We start from the raw sequence: 21305 nt of genomic DNA, 5'->3' as shown, positions 1-21305 counted from the left end.
GATCTTTATGACCCGGAAATTCGTGGACCTGTCGATTTTTCTCGAAAACGATGTGCTGAGCGATCCCCCCGCATTCGCGCCCAAGATCGAATACTTCACGCACGAAAATACCTATGAGCAGATCGAGCCCTTTTTCCCGGGCCTCAAAAAAGAAGACCTGCCCGATGGTGAAGGTTGGGCGGTGGAAATGGTGCACCTGTCTACCCACAATGGCACGCACCTGGATGCGCCCTACCACTTCCACTCGACCATGGACAAGGCCCTGGGCGAGAAAAAGCCCGCCATCGCCATCCACGATGTACCGCTCGAGTGGTGTTTTCAGCCGGGTGTGAAACTCGACTTTCGACATTTTCCCGATGGCTACGTGGTGACCGCGGCCGATGTCGAAGCCGAACTCCAACGCATAGGACATACGCTCAAGCCGCTGGAAATCGTGATCGTCAACACGGCCGCCGGCAAGCGTTACGGTCAACCCAACTACGTGGCCAGTGGCTGCGGCATGGGCTATGAAGCCACCATGTATTTGCTCGAACGCGGCGTGCGGCTGACCGGCACCGACGCCTGGAGCTGGGACGCTCCCTTTGTGCACACCGCACAAAAATACGGCGAAACCCAAGACGCTTCATTGATTTGGGAAGGCCACAAGGCCGGGCGCGACATTGGTTATTGCCACATTGAAAAACTGCACAACCTCGAAGTGTTGCCGCCCACCGGTTTTTACATCAGCTGCTTTCCGCACAAGATCCGTGGCGCATCGGCCGGCTGGACACGCGCTGTGGCCATTTTTGACGATGCTTTGATGGCTTCGTCCTGAAAGGCTGACAACCATGGCCACGCTCAGCTTGAACCTGACCCACGACGCGCAAGCCCGCAGCTGGTTGGCCAGCGCCAATGGCAGTGACTTTCCAATTCAGAACTTGCCATATGGCCGCTTTAGACGCACGAACAGCCAAGAGGCATGGCGGTGCGGCGTGGCCATCGGTGACCAAGTGCTGGACCTTGCACACTTGGCCACACAAACATCATGGCTGGGTGCGCCCGGAGTCAACACGGCCCTGGCAAAGCCCGCTGCACAAGCCGCTAGCCGCGATCTGCGCGAGTTGATGCGCATGGGCACCGATGCCTGGCACGCTTTGCGTGTGGCAATGTTTCTAGCACTGCGTGAAGACGCCTCACCAGCTGTACAGCAGGTGGTGCAATCGGCCTTGATCCCGCAGGCGTCTGCGGACATGACCACGCCTGTCCAAGTGGGTGAATACACCGATTTCTACACCTCCTTGCACCATGCCCGCAATGTAGGTTTGGCCATTGGCAATGGTGGCTTGGTCACACCCAATTTTTTCTGGATGCCCATTGCTTACCACGGCCGCGCCTCCAGTCTGGGGGTCAATCAACGCTTGCACCGACCGCTCGGCCAAGCCATGGCCCCCGGCCAAGATCGGCCCATTTATGGTCCGAGCCAGCGCTTGGACTACGAACTCGAAATGGCCATTTACGTGGGCCAAGACAACGACTGGGGCAGGCCCGTTTCCATGGAACATGCCGAATCTCACATCTTTGGCATGGGCTTGCTCAACGACTGGTCGGCGCGGGATATTCAGTTTTGGGAGATGTCACCGCTAGGTCCCTTCCAAGGCAAAAATTTCGCCACATCTTTGTCCCCATGGGTTGTGACGATGGAGGCGCTGGCCCCGTTTCGGCTGCCCTTCACGCGCGCAGACGAACACCCGCAACCACTGGCCTACCTGGACGGGCAAGCCCTGCGCGCGCATGGCGGTCTGGACATCCACTTGTCGGTCTCTTTGCAAACGGCCAAGATGCGCGAACACGCAAGCCCGGCTCAGGAAATTTCTAAAACCAACTTCAAACACCAGCATTGGTGTGTCTCTCAAATGTTGGTGCAACACACCGCTGGCGGGTGCAATCTGCACGCAGGCGATGTGCTGGGCACAGGCACTGTGTCGGGCCCCACCGCACAAGAAGCGGGCGCCATCATCGAACTGGCCAAGGCAGGTCGAGAACCCATCACGCTTGCCAACGGCGAACAACGCAGCTTTTTACTCGATGGAGATGCCATCGTGTTGCGTGGTGCGTGCGAACGCGCAGGTTTCGTACGCATCGGATTTGGCGCATGTTGTGGCGAAGTACTGCCCGCGATGCCGCACTGAAGGACCGTCCTGATTTACTTTTTGGAGACCCACCATGCCGCTCTCACGCCGAACGCTTCTTTGTACTTTGGGCGCCCTGGCCGCCACACCCAGCTGGGCTTAGTCCTCGGGCTTTCCCAATCGCCCGATCAAGATCGTGCCTTTTGGCACGGCGGGGGGGCCCATCGATAGCCTGGCCCGCATTTATGGTGAAAAACTTCAGCAGCGCTGGGGGCAAGCCATCGTGGTCGAAACCAAACCCGGCGCCAGCGGCATCATCGCGGCCGACTTTGTGGCCAAAGCGCCCGCGGACGGCTACACGGTCATGATGACGCTGCCCCTGACGCATGTGAACAATGCCATCTTGCAAGCCAAGCTGCCCTATGACCCCATCAAAAGCTTCAGCCCCTTGAGCATGCTGGCCGTCGGCGGCCCCATGCTGGTGGTGCGCGCCAACGCGCCCTTCAACACCCTCAAAGACTTGGTCGATCACGCCCGAAAAAAAGGCAGTCTCAGTTACGGCACATGGGGCAATGGTTCTTCGGCACATCTCTTTGGTGAATTGCTCGCGCAGCAATCGGGTACCCAATTGGTCCACGCAGCCTACAAATCCGAAGCGGCCGCGCACATCGATTTGTTTGGCGAGTTGCTCGACTTTGCGTGGGCCAACCCCGCAACGGCACGCGCACAAACACAAGGCGGCAAAATGAAAGTGTTGGGGGTTGCGGGTACACGTCGGGTTTCCACCATGCCTCAGATCAGCACATTTTCCGAGCAAGGTTTCAAGGGCTTCGATCTGGACAGCTGGATCGGCATGTACGCCCCGGCCAATCTGCCGGTGGACCTTCAAAACACCTGGGTCACGGCACTGCGCGAAATCACCGCCATGCCTGATGTGCAGGCCAAGCTGATCAGCTTTGGCTTTGAACCCTTGGGCAACACACCGCAGCAGTTCATGGAGGTCTTCAAGGCCGACTTTCCTCGCGTCTCCGAACTGATCAAAGCCGCAGGCGTTTAAATTGCATGAAAGCACGCACATGAGCGAGACACCGCAGCGAACCATACCGATCCATGTTGACACCGGAACCGCTTACAACAAGCGCCCAGCCACCTCTAACCTGGAGATGACACAGGTTGGCCGTGGCACGCCCATGGGCGAATTACTGCGCCGCTACTGGCACCCCATCGGGGTGAGCAGCGATGCCAACACCACACCACGCAAAGTGCGCATCCTGGGTGAAGACCTGATCTTGTTTCGGGACAAAAAAGGACGTCCTGGCTTGGTCTACCCCCACTGCGCGCACCGAGGCACGTCCTTGTTTTACGGCAAAGTGGAGGATGAAGGCATCCGGTGCTGCTACCACGGATGGCTGTTCGATGTGGAGGGTCACTGCAAACAACGCCCCTGCGAACCTGCCAACGATGTGCATCGCCACAAAGTCCGCCAGCCTTGGTACCCGGTGCAAGAGTTTTATGGACTGATTTGGACCTACATGGGGCCACCTGAAAAGAAACCCGTGCTGCCGCGCTACGAATGTCTGGAAACTCTGGAAGAAGGCGAGTTCCTCGAAGTCAACGACAACAGCATCGGTGGCGGTGGCCCGCAAATCATCCCGTGCAACTGGTTGCAGCACTACGAAAACCTGGTCGATCCCTTCCACGTCGTGATCTTGCACTCTTCGTTCAGCGGCACACAGTTCGTCGAGCAAATGGCACTGATGCCCCAAGTCTCATGGGAAACCCAGGAACACAGTGTGCGCACCATCTCCTTGCGCAAGCTGCCCGATGGTCAAACGCTGCGTCGCATCAGCGAAGCTGGGCTGCCCACACTGCGCGTCATCCCCAGCCCCCGCATTGGCCGGTATGGCATGGTCGAATCCTTGGGCTGGGTCTTGCCCATCGACGACCACTCTTTCCGGATTTATGTGGTGGGTCGCGTCAAAGAAGAAGGCGAGCTCGTCAAAATGCGCTCGCGCCTGAACGGCAAATTGTGGGAAGAGCTGTCTGAAGAAGAACACCAACAATTTCCCGGCGACTACGAAGCCATGGTCAGCCAAGGCCTCATCGCACACCACTCAGAAGAGCATCTGGCCACATCCGATGTGGGCATCGTGAAGTTGCGCCGTTTACTGCAACTTCAGTTACAACGCATTCAGGACGGTTTGGACCCTGCTGGGGTGAGTTTTGACCCCAACAGTGCGCCCGTTCAATTCACGGCTGGGAATTTTCTGGTCCCTTTTCAGGGCACGGATAATCCTCATCTATGACCCTCATCAACACCCTCTTCCCCCTGGGCTGGCAGCACTACCTGCTGGGCGGCCTGACGATTGGTGCTGGCGTAGCGCTCTTGTATGCGTTCAATGGTTGGGTGGGGGGCATGAGCTCTGTTTTCTCCAGCAGCTGGTCCTTCGTGTCCACGCGGGCTTTTTTTCAGCAAGCCCGATTCATCGATACCCGAAACTGGCGTTTGGTCTACGCCTTTGGCGTGATCCTCGGAGCGCTGGCTTGGCGCTTCACGTTGGCGGGTGGTGAGGCGCAGCACACCAGCGTGCCTGCGTGGCAGCTGCTGGTGGGCGGCTTTTTGGTGGGTTATGGCGCACGGCTGGGCAACGGTTGCACATCGGGGCACGGCATTTGCGGGCTGGGCTCGCTTCAGTTGCCCTCGCTCGGCGCGGTGCTCACGTTCATGGCCACCGCCTTCATGACGGCCAACCTGATGGCCATGGCGACGAAAGGTCTGGCATGAATCCGCACACCCTCACATTCCCCAAAGCGCTGGTCACTTTGCTGGCGGGCGCATTGTTTGGCTTTGGCCTGTCGCTGGCCACCATGGTGCAACCCGAAGTCGTCATCGGCTTTTTGCAGTTCAAGGACTGGGGCCTGATGCTGGTGATGGGTGGCGCTGCGGGCTTGGCCATGTTGGCTTACAAGGGCTTTCCGCGCTGGTTCGGTCGCCCTCTTTTGGGTGGTCAGTTCCTCACCCAGCCTGCCAGCTGGAACCGCCAGACGGTCATCGGCTCGGCCATTTTTGGTATCGGCTGGGGCCTGAGCGGCGTTTGCCCCGGCCCGGCCATTGCGGCTTTGGGCACGGGCAACACCGACATCCTGTGGGCCTTGGGTGGCATCGTGCTGGGCGGGTTGGCCCATGGCCTCACGGCTCGGGATTGACGGCAGCGCTTGCTTTCAGACCCAAACCGGGCCCTCGCAGGTTAGAATAGCGGGCTTGACCTCAGGTCACCCTCCTTTCATTTCAGACCCAATTCCTATGAAAACCGCTCAAGAAATCCGCGTCGGCAACGTCATCATGCACGGCAAAGACCCCATGGTTGTTCTGCGCACCGAATACCAACGCGGCGGCCGCGGCTCGTCCACCGTGCGCATGAAGCTCAAAAGCCTGATCGCCAACTTCGGCACCGAAGTCGTGTTCCGCGCTGACGACAAGATGGACCAGGTCATTCTGGACAAGAAAGACTGCACCTACTCTTACTTCGCTGACCCGATGTACGTTTGCATGGACACCGATTTCAACCAGTACGAAGTCGAAGCCACCAACATGGGCGACGCCCTGAACTACCTCGAAGACGGCATGGAACTCGAAGTGGTGTTCTACAACGACAAGGCCATCTCGGTCGAATTGCCCACCAGCGTGGTGCGCGAGATCACCTGGACCGAGCCCGCCGTCAAAGGCGACACCTCGGGCAAAGTGCTCAAGCCCGCCAAGATCGCCACCGGCTTGGAAGTGCCTGTGCCTTTGTTCGTGAGCCAAGGCGACAAGATCGAAATCGACACCCGCACAGGCGAATACCGCAAGCGCGTCTGATCTTTGGATCATTCCCCGATGAAAGCCCCGCGAGGGGCTTTTTTTTGAGCCCTGCTGATCGGCTCTCTGTGCGGATGTGGTCTCGCGTGGCCTTCAAGCGTGCACAATACTTGAATGTCATCCACTCCAGACCTCAAAGCCCCTTCCATACCCCACGCTTGGGCCGACTTGCAAGCCGATGTCCAAGGCACCGACTGGCTCAGACCTGAAGCCCATCGCCTGGCCTTTGCCGACCCCGAATTTTTGCTGCGCCGCGAAACCCGGGGTATCCGCTTTCAACTGGAGATGCTCAAACCCGATTTGGCCCAGGTGGAGGCCGGTATCGAACACACCGTGGTTGTCTTCGGCAGTGCCAGGTTTGTGGACAGGGCTGGTGCCCAAGCCAAATTGGTTGTGGCCGAACAAAGCGGTCATGCCCCGGACATTTTGAAAGCTCAGGCAGCTTTGCGCAACGCCGAATACTACGAAAAGGCCCGCACTTTTGCACAGTTGGTGGCCAAGTCTTCCTCTTGTTTGCCAGCGGATGAGAAGTTGTTCATTTGCACTGGTGGAGGCCCCGGCATCATGGAGGCAGCCAACCGGGGCGCACAAGAGTCGGGTGCGCCCTCGGTGGCGCTGAACATCGCTTTGCCGCACGAACAACACCCCAACCCCTATGTCACGCCGGACCTGAGTTTCAAGTTTCATTACTTTGCCTTGCGCAAAATGCATTTCATGATGCGGGCCAAGGCCTTGGTCGCTTTTCCAGGCGGTTTTGGCACCCTGGACGAGTTGTTCGAGGTGATGACACTGGTGCAAACCCACAAAGCACGGCCTGTCCCCATCTTGCTGTTTGGCACCGAGTTTTGGCAACGCTTGGTCAATATGAATGTGCTGGTTCAAGAGGGAACGATTTCGCCCGAGGACCTCAGTTTGTTTCATTATGTGGACACTCCAGAGGCCGCTTGGCAAGTGATTTGTGATTTCTATGCATTGAGTCTGCCCAAGTGACAGCTGCGGCCTTGTGGATTGGTTACAGTCTACTTATGCAAACCAAACCCCTCTCCTTGACCCAAGTGCTGATCTGCGGCGCGGCCATTGTGACCCTGTCTATGGGGATTCGTCACGGTTTTGGTTTGTGGCTTCAGCCCATTACGCAAGCCCAAGGATGGGGCCGTCAGGAATTCGCTTTTGCCATGGCCATCCAGAATCTAGCCTGGGGGTTCATGGGTATCTTTGCCGGGATGGTGGCCGACAAGTTCGGAGCCTTCCGTGTGATTGCAATGGGTTCAGTGGTTTACAGCGTGGGTCTGTTGGGCATGGCCTGGGCTACTGACCCTTGGGTGTTCGCGCTGTTTACCGGGGTGATCATTGGCACCGCCCAAGCCGGGACTACCTATGCCGTGATTTATGGTGTGATCGGCCGCAATGTACCCGCTGAGCGCCGCTCTTGGGCCATGGGCATTGCAGCAGCCGCCGGCAGTTTTGGTCAGTTTTTGATGGTGCCTGTCGAGGGCTTGCTGATCAGCCAAATGGGCTGGCAAACCGCTTTGGTCATTTTGGCTGCGGCAGCGATGCTGATCATCCCGCTGGCTTGGGGTCTGCGCGAACCTGCACTGAACGGCCCCGGCCAAGTCAAGCGAGACCAAACCATTGGCCAGGCTTTGAAGGAAGCCTTCAAGTACCCCAGTTTTCAGCTGCTGATGGCGGGCTATTTCGTGTGCGGATTTCAGGTGGTGTTCATTGGCGTGCACATGCCCAGCTACCTCAAAGACCACGGCCTGGCCCCGCAGGTGGCCAGTTATGCGCTGGCCCTGATCGGCCTGTTCAACGTGTTTGGCACTTACATCGCAGGCACCATGGGCCCCCAAATAGCCAAGAAAAATATCCTGGTTTCCATCTACATTGGCCGCTCAGTGGCCATCACTTTGTTTTTGCTGGCGCCGCTCACGCCCACCAGTGTTTACATTTTCTCGGCCTTCATAGGCTTGTTGTGGCTGTCTACTGTACCGCCCACCAACGCGGCTGTGGCTCAAATTTTTGGCGTCTCACACTTGTCCATGCTCAGCGGCTTCATCTTTTTCGGCCACCAAATTGGCTCGTTCATGGGCGTGTGGCTGGGCGGGTATTTATACGACAAAACCGGCAGTTACGATGTCGTTTGGTACTTGGCCATTGCCTTGGGCATTTTTGCAGCCCTGGTCAATCTCCCGGTACGCGAAAGCCCGATCATCCGTAACCCCCCTCAAACCACATGAGCACCCGGCAAACCTGGCTGTTGCTGGGGGCTGCAGCCCTGGGCCTGACGTTCTGGCTGTATGGCCAGTCAGACGTGGTCATCATGCTGTCCGAACAACTGTGGTCCTGCTTTTAGCCCCACCGCCTTGAAAGCGCCGACGACATGCATGGCACCGAAAACCCCTCCGCCTGGCTGCAACGCTGGGCCCACCTGATGGCCCCGGGCAGCACCGTGCTCGATGTGGCTTGCGGCGCAGGCCGTCACATGCGTTATTTGGCCACTCTTGGTCACCGTGTCACGGGTGTTGACCGCAACCCTGAAGCCGTGGCGCTGGCCCAAAGCAGCGGTTCGGTCATTTGCGCCGACATTGAAACCGGCCCTTGGCCCTTTGCCGGGCAAACATTTGGCTGCGTGGTGGTGACCCATTACCTCTGGCGCCCGCTGCTGCCCACCCTCGTGGGCAGCGTGGCTCCGGGTGGCGTGCTGATCTACGAAACCTTTGCAGCAGGCAACGAAAGCGTGGGCAAGCCCTCGCGGCCTGACTTTTTGTTGCAGCCCGGTGAGCTGCTCAGGGTCACCGAAGGCTTGCGCACGGTGGCTTACGAAGACGGCTTTGAGGCCTCGCCGGACCGCTTTGTGCAGCGGATAGTGGCCGTGAGATCCGGGGCAACCGAGGCCTTGGAACGCAGGCCATTGCAACCGGCCTGAAACTGCGCCAACTTCAGGCTGTTGCATGGCTTTGCCCCCTTGCAAGGTGTGCCGATCGCCCGGTGACTTGCACTCGTTAGAATGGTCTTTTTTCTTGCTCAGAAACACCTGACATGACCACCGAATTTCGCCCCATCCGTGGCAGCATCCCTGCCATGATCACCCCCATGCTCACAGACGGCAAAGTGGATTACCCGACTTTGCGAAAACTGATCGACTGGCATGTGGCCGAAGGCACCGATGCCATCGTGGTGGTGGGCACATCGGGCGAATCGCCCACTGTGACGGTGGAAGAACACTGTGAAATCATCCGTGTCTCGGTTGAACAAGCGGCCAAACGCATCCCCATCATTGCTGGTTGTGGCGCGAACTCCACCGCAGAAGCGATCAATCTGGCCAAATTTGCACAAAAAGTTGGCGCCGACGCGCAACTGCAAGTGGTGCCTTACTACAACAAGCCCACCCAAGAAGGCCTTTACCAGCACTTCAAAGCCATTGCCGAGGCCGTGCCGACGCTGCCCGTGATTCTTTACAACGTGCCAGGCCGAACCGTGGCCGATTTGCAGCACGACACGGTGCTGCGCCTGGCCCAAGTGCCCGGCATCATCGGCATCAAGGAAGCGACCAGCAACATCGAGCGTGCCCAGTGGCTCATCCGTGACGTCCCCAAAGAATTTGCGGTGTTTTCAGGCGACGACGCCACCGCAGTGGCCCTGATGCTGTGCGGCGGCGCTGGCAACATCAGCGTGACGGCCAACGTGGCCCCTCGCCTGATGCATGAACTGTGCATGGCAGCGACCCATGGCGACATCAAAGAAGCCATGCGCATACAGTTTCAACTGCTGCCTGTGCACAAGAACCTGTTTGTCGAGGCCAACCCTATACCCGTGAAATGGGCCATGCAGCGCATGGGCCTGTGCGGCCCCACATTGCGCTTGCCCATGACCGAATTGTCTGCCTCTCAGCAACCTTTGGTTGAAGCAGCCCTCAAGGCCAGCAAACTCATTTAAACCCGACTATTTATGTTTGTGAACAACCCACCCAACGCAGCCATGACCATCATCACCTGCCAACGCACAGCCACGATATTGGCCATTTCGGTTTTACTGAGTGCTTGCTCGGTCTTGAAAGAGGACAAGATTGACTACAAAGCCGCAGTCAAAGCGCCGAGTCTTGAAATTCCACCCGACCTCACTCAATTGCGCAGAGATTCCCGTTACGTCCTTGAAAGCTCATCGGTCACGGCAACCGGTTTTCGACAGGCAAATACCCGGGTCATCGATGCCGGGACTGCGGCGAACACATTGGGCAAGGTCATGTTGCAACGTCAAGGTGACCAGCGGTGGCTGCTTGTCGCCATGCCTGCGGATCAAGTCTGGGCTTCGCTGCGGGATTTTTGGAAAGACAATGGCTTTCCCTTGACCACGGACTCGCCCGAGTTGGGCATCATGGAAACCGATTGGGCCGAAAATCGTGCCAAATTGCCTCAGGATTTCATTCGCAAAGCATTAGGCAGAGTTCTCGACCCCCTTTACTCCACGGGCGAACGAGACAGATACAGGACGCGTATTGAGCGAAATACCAAAGGTGAAGTCGAGATTTACATCTCCCACAGAGGCCTGATCGAGAACTACGCCACGGTTCAAAAGGACCGCACCGTTTGGCAGCCTCGCCCCAGCGAGCCCGAACTTGAAATCGAATTTTTGCGCCGTCTGATGCTCAAACTGGGCTCTTCGCCAGAAGATGCTCAAATTGCGGCCGCCTCCCTAAAAGGACAAACTGTCAGCATCCCCGTTGACTTGGTCAACGGTCAACCCACCCTCTCCATCAATGAAGGTATGGACAGGGCTTGGCGTCGCGTTGGGGTGGCACTCGATCGAAGTGGCTTCACCGTTGAAGACCGTGACATGGCCGCAGGACGCTACTTCGTGCGTTACGTGGCAGCACAGACTGCCAAGGCTGAGTCTGGCTTTTTAACCCGTCTTTTTGGCGGCAAGAAAGAACAAAGCATGGTGGCCAAGTACGGCATCAGCTTGGTGAATGGGCCTCCAGGGCAAGTCTTGGTCAGGGTTTTGAATGCCAATGGTCAACCAGAGCAGTCCAAGGATGCCGACAAAATACTCCGCTTGATTGCTGCCGAGCTGCGCTGACCTGTTCAAAACAATAAAAAACCCCGCAAAGCGGGGTTTTTTATTGGCCATCCCGGTTAACCCGGGACGAAACAGCATCACTTGCCAGTAGCAGGCGCAGCGGCAGGAGCGCCAGCAGGTGCAGGTGCTGCAGCAGGTGCGGCATCGGCAGGAGCAGGTGCTGCAGCAGGTGCAGGAGCGGCAGCGGGTGCGGGTGCAGCGGCTTCTTTTTTGCCACAAGCAGCCAAGGCAGCAGCAGCGATGATGGCGGCCAGAACGAGGGATTTGTTCATTTTGATTTTCCTGATGTAAAAATGAGAAAACAATTTCCGGAGATTGCTCACACGGCCAAAACGCCATGCAAACCGGGACAAAAGGACTCGAGCTCTTTTTGTTCCCCGACGGTATTATAGCGTTTTCCCTAGGTTTTCCTGTGCACTTGCTGCTTCATTGAGCGGACAGGCAATATGAAACACACACCAAACTTCAGGGCCTTGTGTGAGCGTGCAACCATCCCGCACAGGCCCACTCCAACAAAGCCGCCTTGGCATCAGGACCCAAGGAGCGCCACGACAATGCAGACACAATGCGTTCGTCAGCCAATTCACGCAAGAGTCGGGCATCTTTGCCAGCCACGCGGAAACTTTCGCCATTGATGAATATATGCCGCTCGTCGTACATCATTTTGGTGCGCCGATCAAGTTGGATGCCCCCTGACAAACCGGGAACAGTTGCCGCCGTTTCAAACCACACATTGGGTTTCGGCTCTGTCAGGTATTCGCCCAGCAAGCAGGCCAGCAGATCCGGATTTTGGAGTGCTTGATCGACCACTTGCCGAGCGAAATCACCCAAAGCTTGCGGAATGGAGGCAGCCGACGATACAGCCTGCTGTTTGGGGTCGCGATAAAGCGCATCGCCCAGCCCGTCAGAAGCCTCCTCGGCCATGCCCAGCAACAGCTCTCGTGCCAGCTCGCCTTTTTGAGGTGCCCGAAAGCCGATAGACCAAGTCATGCATTCACCCACAGCCACGCCATCGTGCGCGTATTCAGGCGGCAAATACAACATGTCACCGGGATGGAGCACGAACTCGTCTTCGGCCTCAAAATTTTGCAAAAGCTTGTGCGGGACACCCGGCTGCAGAGTCAAGTCCCTGTTACGACCAATGCGCCAGCGGCGTTGCCCCTGGGCTTGCAGCAAAAACACGTCGTAGCTGTCAAAATGTGGCCCCACGCCACCGCCATCGGTAGCGTAGCTGATCATCACATCGTCCAGCCGGGCATCGGGCACAAAGCGAAACTGCTCCATCAAGGCATGTACGCCGTCGTGGTGCAAGTCCACCCCTTGCACCAGAAAGGTCCACTTTTTCTGACTGAAGGGCGGCAAGCTGCGTTTGCGCAGCGGGCCGTGCTTCATCTTCCAACCTTTGTCCGAATCGATGATCAAACGCGATTCCACCCCTTCTGTGCCGGCCAATGCCACCAATTCAGCACGGCCCACGCAGGGCACAAAATCAGGGAAGGCATGGCGCACCAACAATGGCTTCTTTTGCCAGTGACGTTTCATGAACTGGCTGGGCGTCAAGCCGCCCAGCAGGACCAAGGCTTGTTCTGTGTTCATCTCGGGGTCTCACCTCTCAAAACCAAAGCGGCCCAAAAGTGGCTGCCAAACTGCGACAATTGTCCTATGGAAATCAAGACACCTTCCGTGGTCGCTCTGACCTGGACACTCAAAGACACGCTGGGCGAAGTTCTGGACACGCTGGACGAGCCTGTGGAATTTTTCATTGGCGGGCAAGACCTGCTGCCCAAGATCGAGGAAGCCTTGCAGGGTCTTGAACCTGGCGCCAGGGTTGACCTGCATCTGGAGCCCAAAGACGCCTTTGGCGACTTCAACGAGAATCTGCTGTTTCTCGAACCGCTGGCCTTGTTTGCGGAGGGGCTCGAACCAGGGCTGACCATCGAAGGCACTGCCCTGCCCAAGGGCTGCAACCCGGATGCACCGCGCAACGCCCTTTACACCGTGACCGAGATTTACCCCGAACACGTCGTCCTGGACGCCAACCACCCCCTGTCAGGCATCGCGTTGCGTTTGCATCTGAGCGTGCTATCGGTGCGCGAACCCACCGAGGTCGAAGTGGGCCACGGCAGTTGCGGCACGGGCTTCTTCAAAATCGAAGTGGGCGACGAAGGGGTCTGAACCGGACCAACACTTCTGCGGCCAAGGCAGATTGGCCAATTCAACTCTAACAAGTGCCCACAAGACAGGCCATTCGGTTAGCTCAAGCTGCGATGTTGGGAACAGGTTTATTTGTTGCCAGTCGATCCGTATCCGCCCTGGCCGCGCTCGCTGAGTGCGTCAAATTCATCCACGACATTGAACGAGGCCTGAAGCACGGGCACGATCACCATTTGTGCAATGCGCTCCATGGGCTCGATGGTGAAAGCCACATCACTGCGGTTCCAGGCACTGACCATCAGTTGGCCCTGGTAATCGCTGTCAATCAAGCCGACCAAGTTACCCAACACGATTCCGTGTTTATGCCCCATACCAGAGCGCGGCAGCAAGAGGGCAGCATAAGCCGGGTCTTTCAGGTGCATCGCAATACCCGTGGGCACCAGTTGCCAGGCGTTGGGCTGCAAGGTCAAAGGAGCGTGCAGACACGCGCGCAAATCCAGGCCGGCGCTGCCGGGGGTAGCATAAGCGGGCAATTGTTCAGCCAAGCGGGCATCGATGATTTTGAGGTCGATTTTCATGAAAAGTCCTGAAAGCGGGAATGCAGCTCAAGGCGGCACATTCGCCGCTGCAGATGAGGGCGAATTATTGCAAGCGCTGCGCAAGATCAGCGATCAGTTGCTCTGCCAGTGCCTGCTTGTGCCCATGCGGCAGCTCGCGGGCACCAGACTCGTCAACCAAGAGCAGGGTATTGTCGTCTTGACCAAAGGTGGCGGGGCCAATATTGCCCACCAAAAGCGGCACCCCCTTGCGGATCCGCTTGGAGGTGGCATGCGCCAGCAAGTCATGGCTTTCGGCTGCAAAGCCAACGCAAAACAACTCGCCCGATACGGCCCGAGGCGATTGCGTCACGGTGAGCAGTATGTCGGGGTTTTCCACAAAATTGAGCTGCGGGGTCTGAGTCGAGCCGTCTTTTTTGATTTTTTGATCGGCCATATTGGCGGGTCGCCAGTCTGCCACGGCGGCTGTCGCCATGAACACATCGGCCTCACCCACATGCTGCTGCACCGCATCAAGCATCTGCTGCGCAGAAAGCACGTCCACGCGCAGAACCCCCCGAGGTGTGGGCAAGTGGACCGGGCCTGCCACAAGGGTCACCACCGCACCGGCCATGCGGGCCGCTCGGGCGATGGCAAACCCCATCTTGCCACTGGACAAATTGGTGATGCCACGGACCGGATCTATGGCTTCATAAGTGGGCCCGGCAGTGACCAGCACCGATTTGCCCGCCAGACTTTTGTCGGCAAAAAATGCCTCCAGGTCTTGCATGATTTCTCCGGCTTCGAGCATGCGTCCATCGCCGTTTTCGCCGCAGGCCTGATCGCCCTGCCCCACTTCCAGAACATGGATGCCGTCGGCCTTGAGTTGCGCCACGTTGCGCTGGGTGGCAGGGTTGTGCCACATTTCGCGGTTCATGGCCGGGGCCACGATCAGGGGCACCTTGTCCAGTGGTCGGGCCAGGCACATGAGGCTGAGCAGTTCGTCGGCACCGCCATGCAGCAGCTTGGACAGAAAATCGGCACTGGCCGGGGCCACCACAATCGCATCGGCCTCGCGGCTGAGGTTGATGTGGGCCATGTTGTTGGCCTCTCGCGGGTCCCACTGCGAGGTGTAGACCGACCTGCCCGAGAGGGCCTGCATGGTCACCGCGGTGATGAATTGTTCGGCCGCCTGCGTCATGACCACCTGTACGGTGACGCCTGCCTTGACCAAGGCGCGGCAAAGTTCTGCCGCTTTGTAAGCCGCAATGCCGCCTGACAAACCCAGAACGATGTGTTTTCCAGCCAATGTGCTCATGGCTGGGAATGTAGCAGACCGAAGCGGTACAGAAAGACCAAAGACTCTGCAAGCAGGGCGCAAAACCCCGAACCCGACTGTCTATAATCACGATTTCCACCTACCGGGCGCTTCAAGCACCCGTTCTGGACATGACCAAATTTGTCTTCGTCACCGGCGGTGTGGTGTCTTCCCTAGGCAAGGGTATCGCCTCCGCGTCGCTCGCCGCCATCCTCGAATCACGCGGCCTGTCTGTCACCCTCATCAAGCTCGATCCCTACCTCAACGTCGACCCCGGCACCATGTCGCCCATTCAACATGGCGAGGTGTTCGTGACCGACGACGGTGCAGAAACCGACCTGGACCTGGGCCACTACGAGCGCTTCATCAACACCCGGATGAAGAAGGCCAACAACTTCACCACCGGTCAGATCTACAAAAGCGTGCTCGAAAAAGAGCGCCGTGGCGACTATCTGGGCAAGACGGTGCAGGTCATTCCCCACGTCACCAACGAAATCCAGGACTTCGTCAAGCGCGGCGCGGGCTATGGCACGCCAGAAGCGGTCGACGTGGCCATTGTCGAAATCGGCGGCACGGTGGGCGACATTGAATCGCTGCCCTTCCTGGAAGCGGTGCGCCAGCTCAGCCTGCGTTTGGGGCCCAACAACACTGCCTTTGTGCACCTGACTTACCTGCCCTGGATTGCCGCCGCAGGCGAGCTCAAAACCAAGCCGACTCAGCACACAGTCCAAAAACTGCGCGAAATCGGCATCCAGCCCGATGCGCTGCTGTGCCGCGCCGACCGCTATATCCCTGACGATGAGCGTGACAAAATCTCGCTTTTTACCAACGTGCAAGGCTGGGGCGTGATTTCCATGCCCGATGTGGACACCATCTACAAGGTACCCCGTATTCTTCATGAACAAGGTCTGGATGGCCTGATCTGCGACAAATTGCGTCTGAACACGCCTCCTGCCAACCTCAAGCGCTGGGACGATCTGGTGCACGACACAGAAAATCCCAAGGGTGAAGTCACCATTGCCATGGTGGGCAAGTATGTGGAACTGTCCGACAGCTACAAATCGGTCAACGAAGCGCTGCGCCATGCCGGCATGCGCAACCATGTGCGCGTGAAGATCGAGCACATCGATTCCGAAACCATGACCCCCGAAACCGTGGCCAGCTTGGCCCGCTTTGACGGCGTGCTGGTGCCCGGCGGCTTTGGCAAGCGCGGCGTGGAAGGCAAGATCGAAACCGCGCAATTCGCACGCACCCACAAATTGCCTTACCTGGGCATTTGCTTGGGGATGCAGGTCGCCACCATCGAATACGCCCGCCACATGGCTGGCATGGATAACGCCAACAGCACCGAGTTCGAACCTGATACGCCCTTCCCGGTGATCGCTTTGATCAACGAGTGGAAAGATGCCGACGGCACCATCCAGGTGCGTGATGCCAATTCGGACTTGGGCGGCACCATGCGCTTGGGCGCGCAAAGCTCGGACGTGGCCAAGGGCACACTGGCACACCAGATTTATGGCGACGTGGTCACCGAACGCCACCGCCACCGGTATGAAGCCAACGTCAATTACCTGGACGACCTGCGCAAAGCGGGCTTGGTGATCTCGGCCTTGACCCAGCGCGAGCAACTGACCGAAATCGTTGAGCTGTCGCAAAACGTCCACCCCTGGTATGTGGGTGTGCAATTCCACCCTGAATTCAAGTCCACCCCGTGGGACGGTCACCCCCTGTTCAACGCCTTCATCAAGGCGGCCATTGCGCACCAGGCCAAGGCCTGATTCCCCTCACAGGACACCCCATGAAACTTTGCGGATTTGACGTTGGCCTGCACCAGCCCTTCTTTTTGATCGCGGGCACCTGCTCGATCGAAGGCCTGGAGATGTCCATTGAAGTGGCGGGCCGCCTCAAAGAGGCTTGCTCGGCGCTGGGCATTGCGCTCATCTACAAAGGCTCGTTCGACAAGGCCAACCGCTCCTCAGGGAATACCCAGCGTGGCGTGGGCATCGATGCGGGCCTGAAAATTCTCCAGGAGGTACGCCGTCAAATTGGCGTGTCCCATCCTCACCGATGTGCACGACGAATCGCAAGTCAAAACCGTGGCCAGCGTGGTCGATGTGTTGCAAACCCCCGCCTTCTTGTGCCGCCAGACCGATTTCATACGCGCCGTGGCGCAGTCGGGCAAGCCGGTCAACATCAAGAAAGGCCAGTTTTTGGCCCCTTGGGACATGAAAAACGTCATCGACAAGGCCCGTACTGCAGCACGCGAAGTCGGCATGCCCGAAGACAACTTTTTGGCCTGTGAGCGCGGCGTGAGCTTTGGCTACAACAACCTCGTGGCCGACATGACGAGCCTGGCCGAAATGCGCAAGACCGGCGCACCGGTGGTGTTTGACGTGACCCACTCGGTGCAAAAACCGGGGGGCCAAGGCACCAGCAGCGGCGGCGCCCGCGAGATGGTGCCCGTGCTGGCCCGCGCAGGCGTGGCCGTGGGCGTAGCAGGTCTGTTCATGGAAACCCACCCCAAGCCCGCGGAGGCTTGGTCCGACGGCCCCAACGCCGTGCCCCTGGGCAAAATGCGGGCCCTGCTCGAAACCTTGGTTCAGCTCGATGCCGTGACCAAGAAAAACCCATTTTTAGAGGATGACTTTTCATGAGCGGCTACATCATCGCCCAGGTCCAGGTGACCAACCCCACCCAATACGAAGAGTACAAAAAGTGGTCCACAGCGGCCATGAAAACAGCAGGTGCAGAAGTGTGCGTGCGCGGCGGCCAAGTGCAAGTGCTCGAAGGCGATTGGGCCCCTGAACGCATCGTGATTTTGAAGTTTCCTTCGTTTGAAGCCGCCAAGGCTTTTTACGAACTGCCCGAATACCTGAAAGCCCGCGAAGCGCGCGAAGGTGCCGCCATCATGCGCATGGTGGCCGTTGAGGGCGTTTGACCCCTTGGCTTGGAATACTTGTTTTATTTTTCATTTTTGAGAGAGTTCCCAAATGAGTGCAATCGTAGATATCGTCGGCCGTGAAATCCTCGACAGCCGTGGCAACCCCACCGTCGAATGCGACGTGCTGCTGGAGTCCGGCGTCATGGGCCGCGCCGCTGTGCCGTCTGGCGCATCGACTGGCAGCCGCGAAGCCATTGAGTTGCGCGATGGCGACAAGAGCCGCTATTTGGGCAAAGGCGTGCTCAAGGCGGTGGAGCACATCAACACTGAAATCTCCGAAGCCGTGCTGGGGCTCGACGCCTCCGAGCAGGGCTTTTTGGACCGTACCCTGATCGACCTGGACGGCACCGACAACAAGAGCCGCCTGGGCGCCAACGCCATGCTGGCCGTGTCCATGGCCGTGGCCCGTGCTGCAGCCGAGGAGTCTGGCTTGCCGCTGTACCGCTACTTTGGCGGCATGAACGCCAACCAATTGCCCGTGCCCATGATGAACGTCATCAATGGCGGCGCGCATGCCAACAACAACCTGGACTTGCAAGAGTTCATGATCATCCCCGTGGGCGCACCGTCGTTCCGTGAAGCCGTGCGCTGGGGCGCTGAAGTTTTCCACGCCCTGAAGAAAATCATCCACGACAAGGGCATGAGCATTGCCGTGGGCGACGAAGGCGGCTTTGCTCCCAACGTCGACAGCCACGAAGCGGCCATCCAGATGGTGCTGGATGCCATCACGGCTGCGGGTTACACCCCTGGTGAGCAAATCGCCATTGGCCTCGATTGCGCCGCCAGCGAGTTCTACAAAGACGGCAAATACAAATTGTCCGGTGAAGGCCTGGAGCTGAGCGCTGAGCAATGGACCGACATGCTGGCCACCTGGTGCGACAAGTACCCCATCATCAGCATCGAAGACGGCATGGCCGAAAACGACTGGGATGGCTGGAAGGTGCTGACCGACCGCTTGGCCAACAACGTGCAGATCGTTGGCGACGACCTGTTCGTGACCAACACCAAGATCTTCAAGGAAGGCATCGACAAGGGCATCGCGAACTCAATCCTGATCAAGATCAACCAGATCGGCACGCTGACCGAAACCTTTGCAGCCATCGAAATGGCCAAGCGTGCCGGTTACACCGCCGTCATCTCACACCGCTCGGGGGAGACCGAAGACTCGACGATTGCCGACATCGCGGTGGGTTTGAATGCGGGTCAGATCAAGACCGGCTCCATGAGCCGCTCAGACCGCATGGCCAAGTACAACCAGCTGCTTCGCATCGAAGAAGACCTGGGCGAAGTGGCGGTGTACCCTGGCCGCAGCGCTTTTTACAACCTGCGTTGACTTGCTGCACCATGGGCAACCGTCTGATTCCTGCTGCGTTGTTTGCCTTGCTGGCCATCGTGCAAGTTCAGCTATGGTTTGGTCAAGGCAGCTTGACCCATGTCAATGCCTTGAGGCAGGAATTGGAACAACAAAAATTGGCCAATGAAGAAGCCCGGCGCAAAATGGAACAACTGAGCGCCGAAGTCAACGACCTGAAGCAAGGCTTGAACATGGTCGAAGAACGTGCCCGGCAGGAGCTGGGCATGGTCAAGGCGCACGAAATATTCGTTCAAGTCGCCAAATGAAGCTCTGGCAGTTGGGCTTGGGCTTTGCCAGGGTCACACCGTGACGCCAAGGACCGTGACCATCGTGGGCGCGAGTGGTACCGGAAAGTCCTGGCTGCTAAAAAACCTGAGCGATTCACTCACCGCAAGAGGTCATGATGTCATCGAATGTGCCCCGGCATTCCGCGCCGAGTGGCCTGAATTGGCAGATACAGGGCTGACCGCCCCAGCTTGGGTGATTTTGGAGCAGTGGCCGCATTTGAACCAGGCCAACAACTCTGGCTTGGGCAGCATGGACCAACCCAGACCATCGACAGACAAGCCGCCCCCCGAGCCGCTCACTTTGATGATGGGCATGGATTTACCCGGCCTTGGCCTGCATCAACAACACGAAGACCGCCTTGTCAGGCAGGCACTGGGCGTGTCAAACACCCCTTTTCGGGTGATTTATGGCCAGGGAATGGACCGCTTGAGCAACGCTTTGCGAGCCGTAGGTTTGCCCGGCGAAACCACCGCTTGGGCTCAAACACGAGAAAGTGATCAATTCCACATCAACCGGGGAAGAGACACCTGGCAGTGCAACGATTGCAGCGACCCGGGCTGCGAACACCGGTTGTTCACGGGTTTGCTGGCCGGGCGATCCATCTGAACCGCATCAGGTGGACGATTCGAGCCCCATCAGTGCACCATGCCGCCTTGCCCATCGGTGGCCAGGCCTGTGAACAGTCCTGCGGCATCCACCGGGTCGAATCGGTATTGCGCGCCGCAAAAATCGCAACCCACTTCGACCTGACCTTGTTCGGCAATGATGCCCTCGACCTCTTCAGTGCCTAAACTGCGGATCATCTGGCCCACCCGCTCGCGGTTGCAGCGACAAGCAAAACGTGGCCCAGTTTCGCCAACGAGGGGAGCAAACCGGGCCAGCGGTTCTTCCCAGTACAGGCGGTGCAAGATGGTATTGGCGTCCAGACTGAGTAATTCTTCGCGCTGCAGGCTTTTGGTCAGGATGGCGATGCGGCTGAAGTCTTCGCTTTGGCCCAGCACCGACTCGCGCATTGACGAATCGATTTGCCCGGCCAGATTGCCCTCACCTTCGATGGGCAAACGCTGGATCAACAAACCCGCCGCCAGCTTGTCATCTGCGGCAAGCACCAGTACGGTGTCCAGTTGCTCGGACTGGAGCATGTAGTGCTCCAGAACCTCGCTGATGTTCTCCAGTTTTTCACCCCGGTCCCCAAACAGCGGCACCACGCCTTGGTAAGGCTGCTGACCGGGCAAGCGGTCTTGGGGGTCGAGTGTGATGGCACAACGCCCTTCATTGTTCACGTTGACCATCTGGCTCAAGGTGGCGTTTTGGGCCACCTCGCCCACCAGGTTAGCTGTGGCGCGAAGACTCAGGTCAGATTGCACCTCCACCACACCCAGCTTGACCGGGCCGTCGCCAAAAATCTGCAGCACCAATGCGCCGTTGAACTTGATGTTGCCCTGCATCAGCACGCCCGCAGCGGCCATCTCGCCAAGAAGCTGTCGCACGGGTTCGGAGTAGATGCCGGTCTCGGAGTTGGCGGCACGGCGCGCCAGAATGTCTTGCCAGGCATCGGTCAAGCGCACCAGCATGCCGCGCACTGGGAGGCCTTCGAAAATGAATTTATGGAGTTCGGACAAAGTTCAATCAACAGCCCGGGGGCCGACCCTCAAAAAATAAAAAAGCTTT

At 58.3% G+C, this 21305-nt stretch carries 23 protein-coding genes and 1 pseudogene; 19 read left to right on the top strand and 5 right to left on the bottom strand.

The window, feature by feature from the left end; all coding sequences use genetic code 11:
• Positions 1–7: 7 nt before the first annotated feature.
• From HEQ17_RS04705 to bamC, 12 genes are all read left to right on the top strand, one after another.
• Complete coding sequence (locus HEQ17_RS04705) at positions 8–814, top strand: cyclase family protein (RefSeq protein WP_296291617.1); 807 nt, start codon at positions 8–10, stop codon at positions 812–814.
• Positions 815–827: 13 nt separating this feature from the next.
• Complete coding sequence (fahA, locus tag HEQ17_RS04700; RefSeq protein ID WP_296291615.1) at positions 828–2168, top strand: fumarylacetoacetase; 1341 nt, start codon at positions 828–830, stop codon at positions 2166–2168.
• Positions 2169–2304: 136 nt separating this feature from the next.
• A complete protein-coding gene (locus HEQ17_RS04695) occupies positions 2305–3165 on the top strand; it encodes a tripartite tricarboxylate transporter substrate-binding protein (protein WP_296291613.1) in 861 nt (286 codons plus the stop codon).
• Positions 3166–3184: 19 nt separating this feature from the next.
• Positions 3185–4414: a Rieske 2Fe-2S domain-containing protein gene (locus HEQ17_RS04690; protein ID WP_296291610.1), complete on the top strand. Its 1230-nt coding sequence runs from the start codon at positions 3185–3187 to the stop codon at positions 4412–4414.
• The gene (locus HEQ17_RS04685) at positions 4411–4893 is read left to right on the top strand and encodes a YeeE/YedE thiosulfate transporter family protein (protein WP_296291608.1); all 483 of its coding nucleotides are present in this window, start codon (positions 4411–4413) and stop codon (positions 4891–4893) included. Before HEQ17_RS04690 ends, HEQ17_RS04685 begins: the two co-directional genes overlap by 4 nt.
• On the top strand, positions 4890–5315 hold the full coding sequence (locus tag HEQ17_RS04680; RefSeq protein ID WP_296291606.1) for a DUF6691 family protein: 426 nt from the start codon (positions 4890–4892) through the stop codon (positions 5313–5315). The genes HEQ17_RS04685 and HEQ17_RS04680 overlap by 4 nt, the downstream gene beginning before the upstream one ends.
• A gap of 97 nt (positions 5316–5412) precedes the next feature.
• Positions 5413–5967, top strand: coding sequence for an elongation factor P (efp, locus tag HEQ17_RS04675; RefSeq protein ID WP_296291604.1), 555 nt, complete (start codon positions 5413–5415; stop codon positions 5965–5967).
• Positions 5968–6081: 114 nt separating this feature from the next.
• Complete coding sequence (locus HEQ17_RS04670; RefSeq protein WP_296291602.1) at positions 6082–6957, top strand: TIGR00730 family Rossman fold protein; 876 nt, start codon at positions 6082–6084, stop codon at positions 6955–6957.
• A gap of 35 nt (positions 6958–6992) precedes the next feature.
• Positions 6993–8204, top strand: coding sequence for an MFS transporter (locus HEQ17_RS04665; RefSeq protein WP_296291601.1), 1212 nt, complete (start codon positions 6993–6995; stop codon positions 8202–8204).
• 143 nt (positions 8205–8347) lie between these two features.
• Positions 8348–8893, top strand: a complete 546-nt coding sequence (locus HEQ17_RS04660; RefSeq protein ID WP_296291599.1) for a bifunctional 2-polyprenyl-6-hydroxyphenol methylase/3-demethylubiquinol 3-O-methyltransferase UbiG — start codon at positions 8348–8350, stop codon at positions 8891–8893.
• A gap of 113 nt (positions 8894–9006) precedes the next feature.
• Positions 9007–9903, top strand: coding sequence for a 4-hydroxy-tetrahydrodipicolinate synthase (gene dapA, locus HEQ17_RS04655; RefSeq protein ID WP_296291598.1), 897 nt, complete (start codon positions 9007–9009; stop codon positions 9901–9903).
• Between the two features lie 42 nt (positions 9904–9945).
• The gene (gene bamC / locus HEQ17_RS04650) at positions 9946–11043 is read left to right on the top strand and encodes an outer membrane protein assembly factor BamC (RefSeq protein ID WP_296291597.1); all 1098 of its coding nucleotides are present in this window, start codon (positions 9946–9948) and stop codon (positions 11041–11043) included.
• Positions 11044–11120: 77 nt separating this feature from the next.
• On the opposite strand, the gene HEQ17_RS04645 is transcribed toward bamC, so the two are convergent.
• Entirely contained in the window at positions 11121–11315 is a 195-nt protein-coding gene (locus HEQ17_RS04645) for a hypothetical protein (RefSeq protein ID WP_296291594.1), read from the bottom strand.
• A gap of 193 nt (positions 11316–11508) precedes the next feature.
• Complete coding sequence (locus tag HEQ17_RS04640; protein WP_296291592.1) at positions 11509–12639, bottom strand: cupin domain-containing protein; 1131 nt, start codon at positions 12637–12639, stop codon at positions 11509–11511.
• Positions 12640–12705: 66 nt separating this feature from the next.
• Between HEQ17_RS04640 and HEQ17_RS04635 the strand changes: the two genes are divergently transcribed.
• On the top strand, positions 12706–13218 hold the full coding sequence (locus HEQ17_RS04635; protein ID WP_296291590.1) for an FKBP-type peptidyl-prolyl cis-trans isomerase: 513 nt from the start codon (positions 12706–12708) through the stop codon (positions 13216–13218).
• Positions 13219–13325: 107 nt separating this feature from the next.
• On the opposite strand, the gene dut is transcribed toward HEQ17_RS04635, so the two are convergent.
• Positions 13326–13775 carry a dUTP diphosphatase gene (gene dut, locus HEQ17_RS04630; RefSeq protein WP_296291589.1) on the bottom strand — a complete coding sequence of 150 codons (450 nt, stop codon included), beginning with the start codon at positions 13773–13775 and terminating at the stop codon, positions 13326–13328.
• Positions 13776–13839: 64 nt separating this feature from the next.
• Positions 13840–15051 carry a bifunctional phosphopantothenoylcysteine decarboxylase/phosphopantothenate--cysteine ligase CoaBC gene (gene coaBC, locus HEQ17_RS04625; RefSeq protein ID WP_296291585.1) on the bottom strand — a complete coding sequence of 404 codons (1212 nt, stop codon included), beginning with the start codon at positions 15049–15051 and terminating at the stop codon, positions 13840–13842.
• A 131-nt stretch (positions 15052–15182) separates the two neighbouring features.
• Here coaBC and HEQ17_RS04620 point away from each other — a divergent pair, with 131 nt between their 5' ends.
• The 6 genes and pseudogenes from HEQ17_RS04620 to HEQ17_RS04595 all read left to right on the top strand — a co-directional run bounded on the left by HEQ17_RS04620 (position 15183) and on the right by HEQ17_RS04595 (position 20240).
• Positions 15183–16829 (top strand): CTP synthase, encoded by a 1647-nt coding sequence (locus HEQ17_RS04620; protein WP_296291584.1) that lies wholly within the window; start codon positions 15183–15185, stop codon positions 16827–16829.
• A 20-nt stretch (positions 16830–16849) separates the two neighbouring features.
• Positions 16850–17705 (top strand): annotated as a pseudogene (gene kdsA / locus HEQ17_RS04615) (3-deoxy-8-phosphooctulonate synthase).
• Complete coding sequence (locus HEQ17_RS04610) at positions 17702–17989, top strand: DUF1330 domain-containing protein (RefSeq protein ID WP_296291582.1); 288 nt, start codon at positions 17702–17704, stop codon at positions 17987–17989. Before kdsA ends, HEQ17_RS04610 begins: the two are co-directional and overlap by 4 nt.
• 52 nt (positions 17990–18041) lie before the next feature.
• A complete protein-coding gene (gene eno / locus HEQ17_RS04605; protein ID WP_296291580.1) occupies positions 18042–19325 on the top strand; it encodes a phosphopyruvate hydratase in 1284 nt (427 codons plus the stop codon).
• Between the two features lie 11 nt (positions 19326–19336).
• Positions 19337–19612 carry a septum formation initiator family protein gene (locus tag HEQ17_RS04600; RefSeq protein ID WP_296291578.1) on the top strand — a complete coding sequence of 92 codons (276 nt, stop codon included), beginning with the start codon at positions 19337–19339 and terminating at the stop codon, positions 19610–19612.
• Positions 19613–19652: 40 nt separating this feature from the next.
• Complete coding sequence (locus HEQ17_RS04595) at positions 19653–20240, top strand: ATP-binding protein (RefSeq protein ID WP_296291576.1); 588 nt, start codon at positions 19653–19655, stop codon at positions 20238–20240.
• 29 nt (positions 20241–20269) lie between these two features.
• Here the strand turns inward: HEQ17_RS04595 and HEQ17_RS04590 are convergent, their stop codons facing one another.
• Positions 20270–21256 (bottom strand): Hsp33 family molecular chaperone HslO, encoded by a 987-nt coding sequence (locus HEQ17_RS04590; RefSeq protein WP_296291575.1) that lies wholly within the window; start codon positions 21254–21256, stop codon positions 20270–20272.
• Positions 21257–21305 lie beyond the last annotated feature (49 nt).

It is taken from the genome of Limnohabitans sp. (genome assembly GCF_023910625.1).
GTDB lineage: Bacteria > Pseudomonadota > Gammaproteobacteria > Burkholderiales > Burkholderiaceae_C > Limnohabitans_A.
Note: the sequence above shows the minus strand (reverse complement) of the source record. Positions and strands in the feature narration are given on the sequence as shown.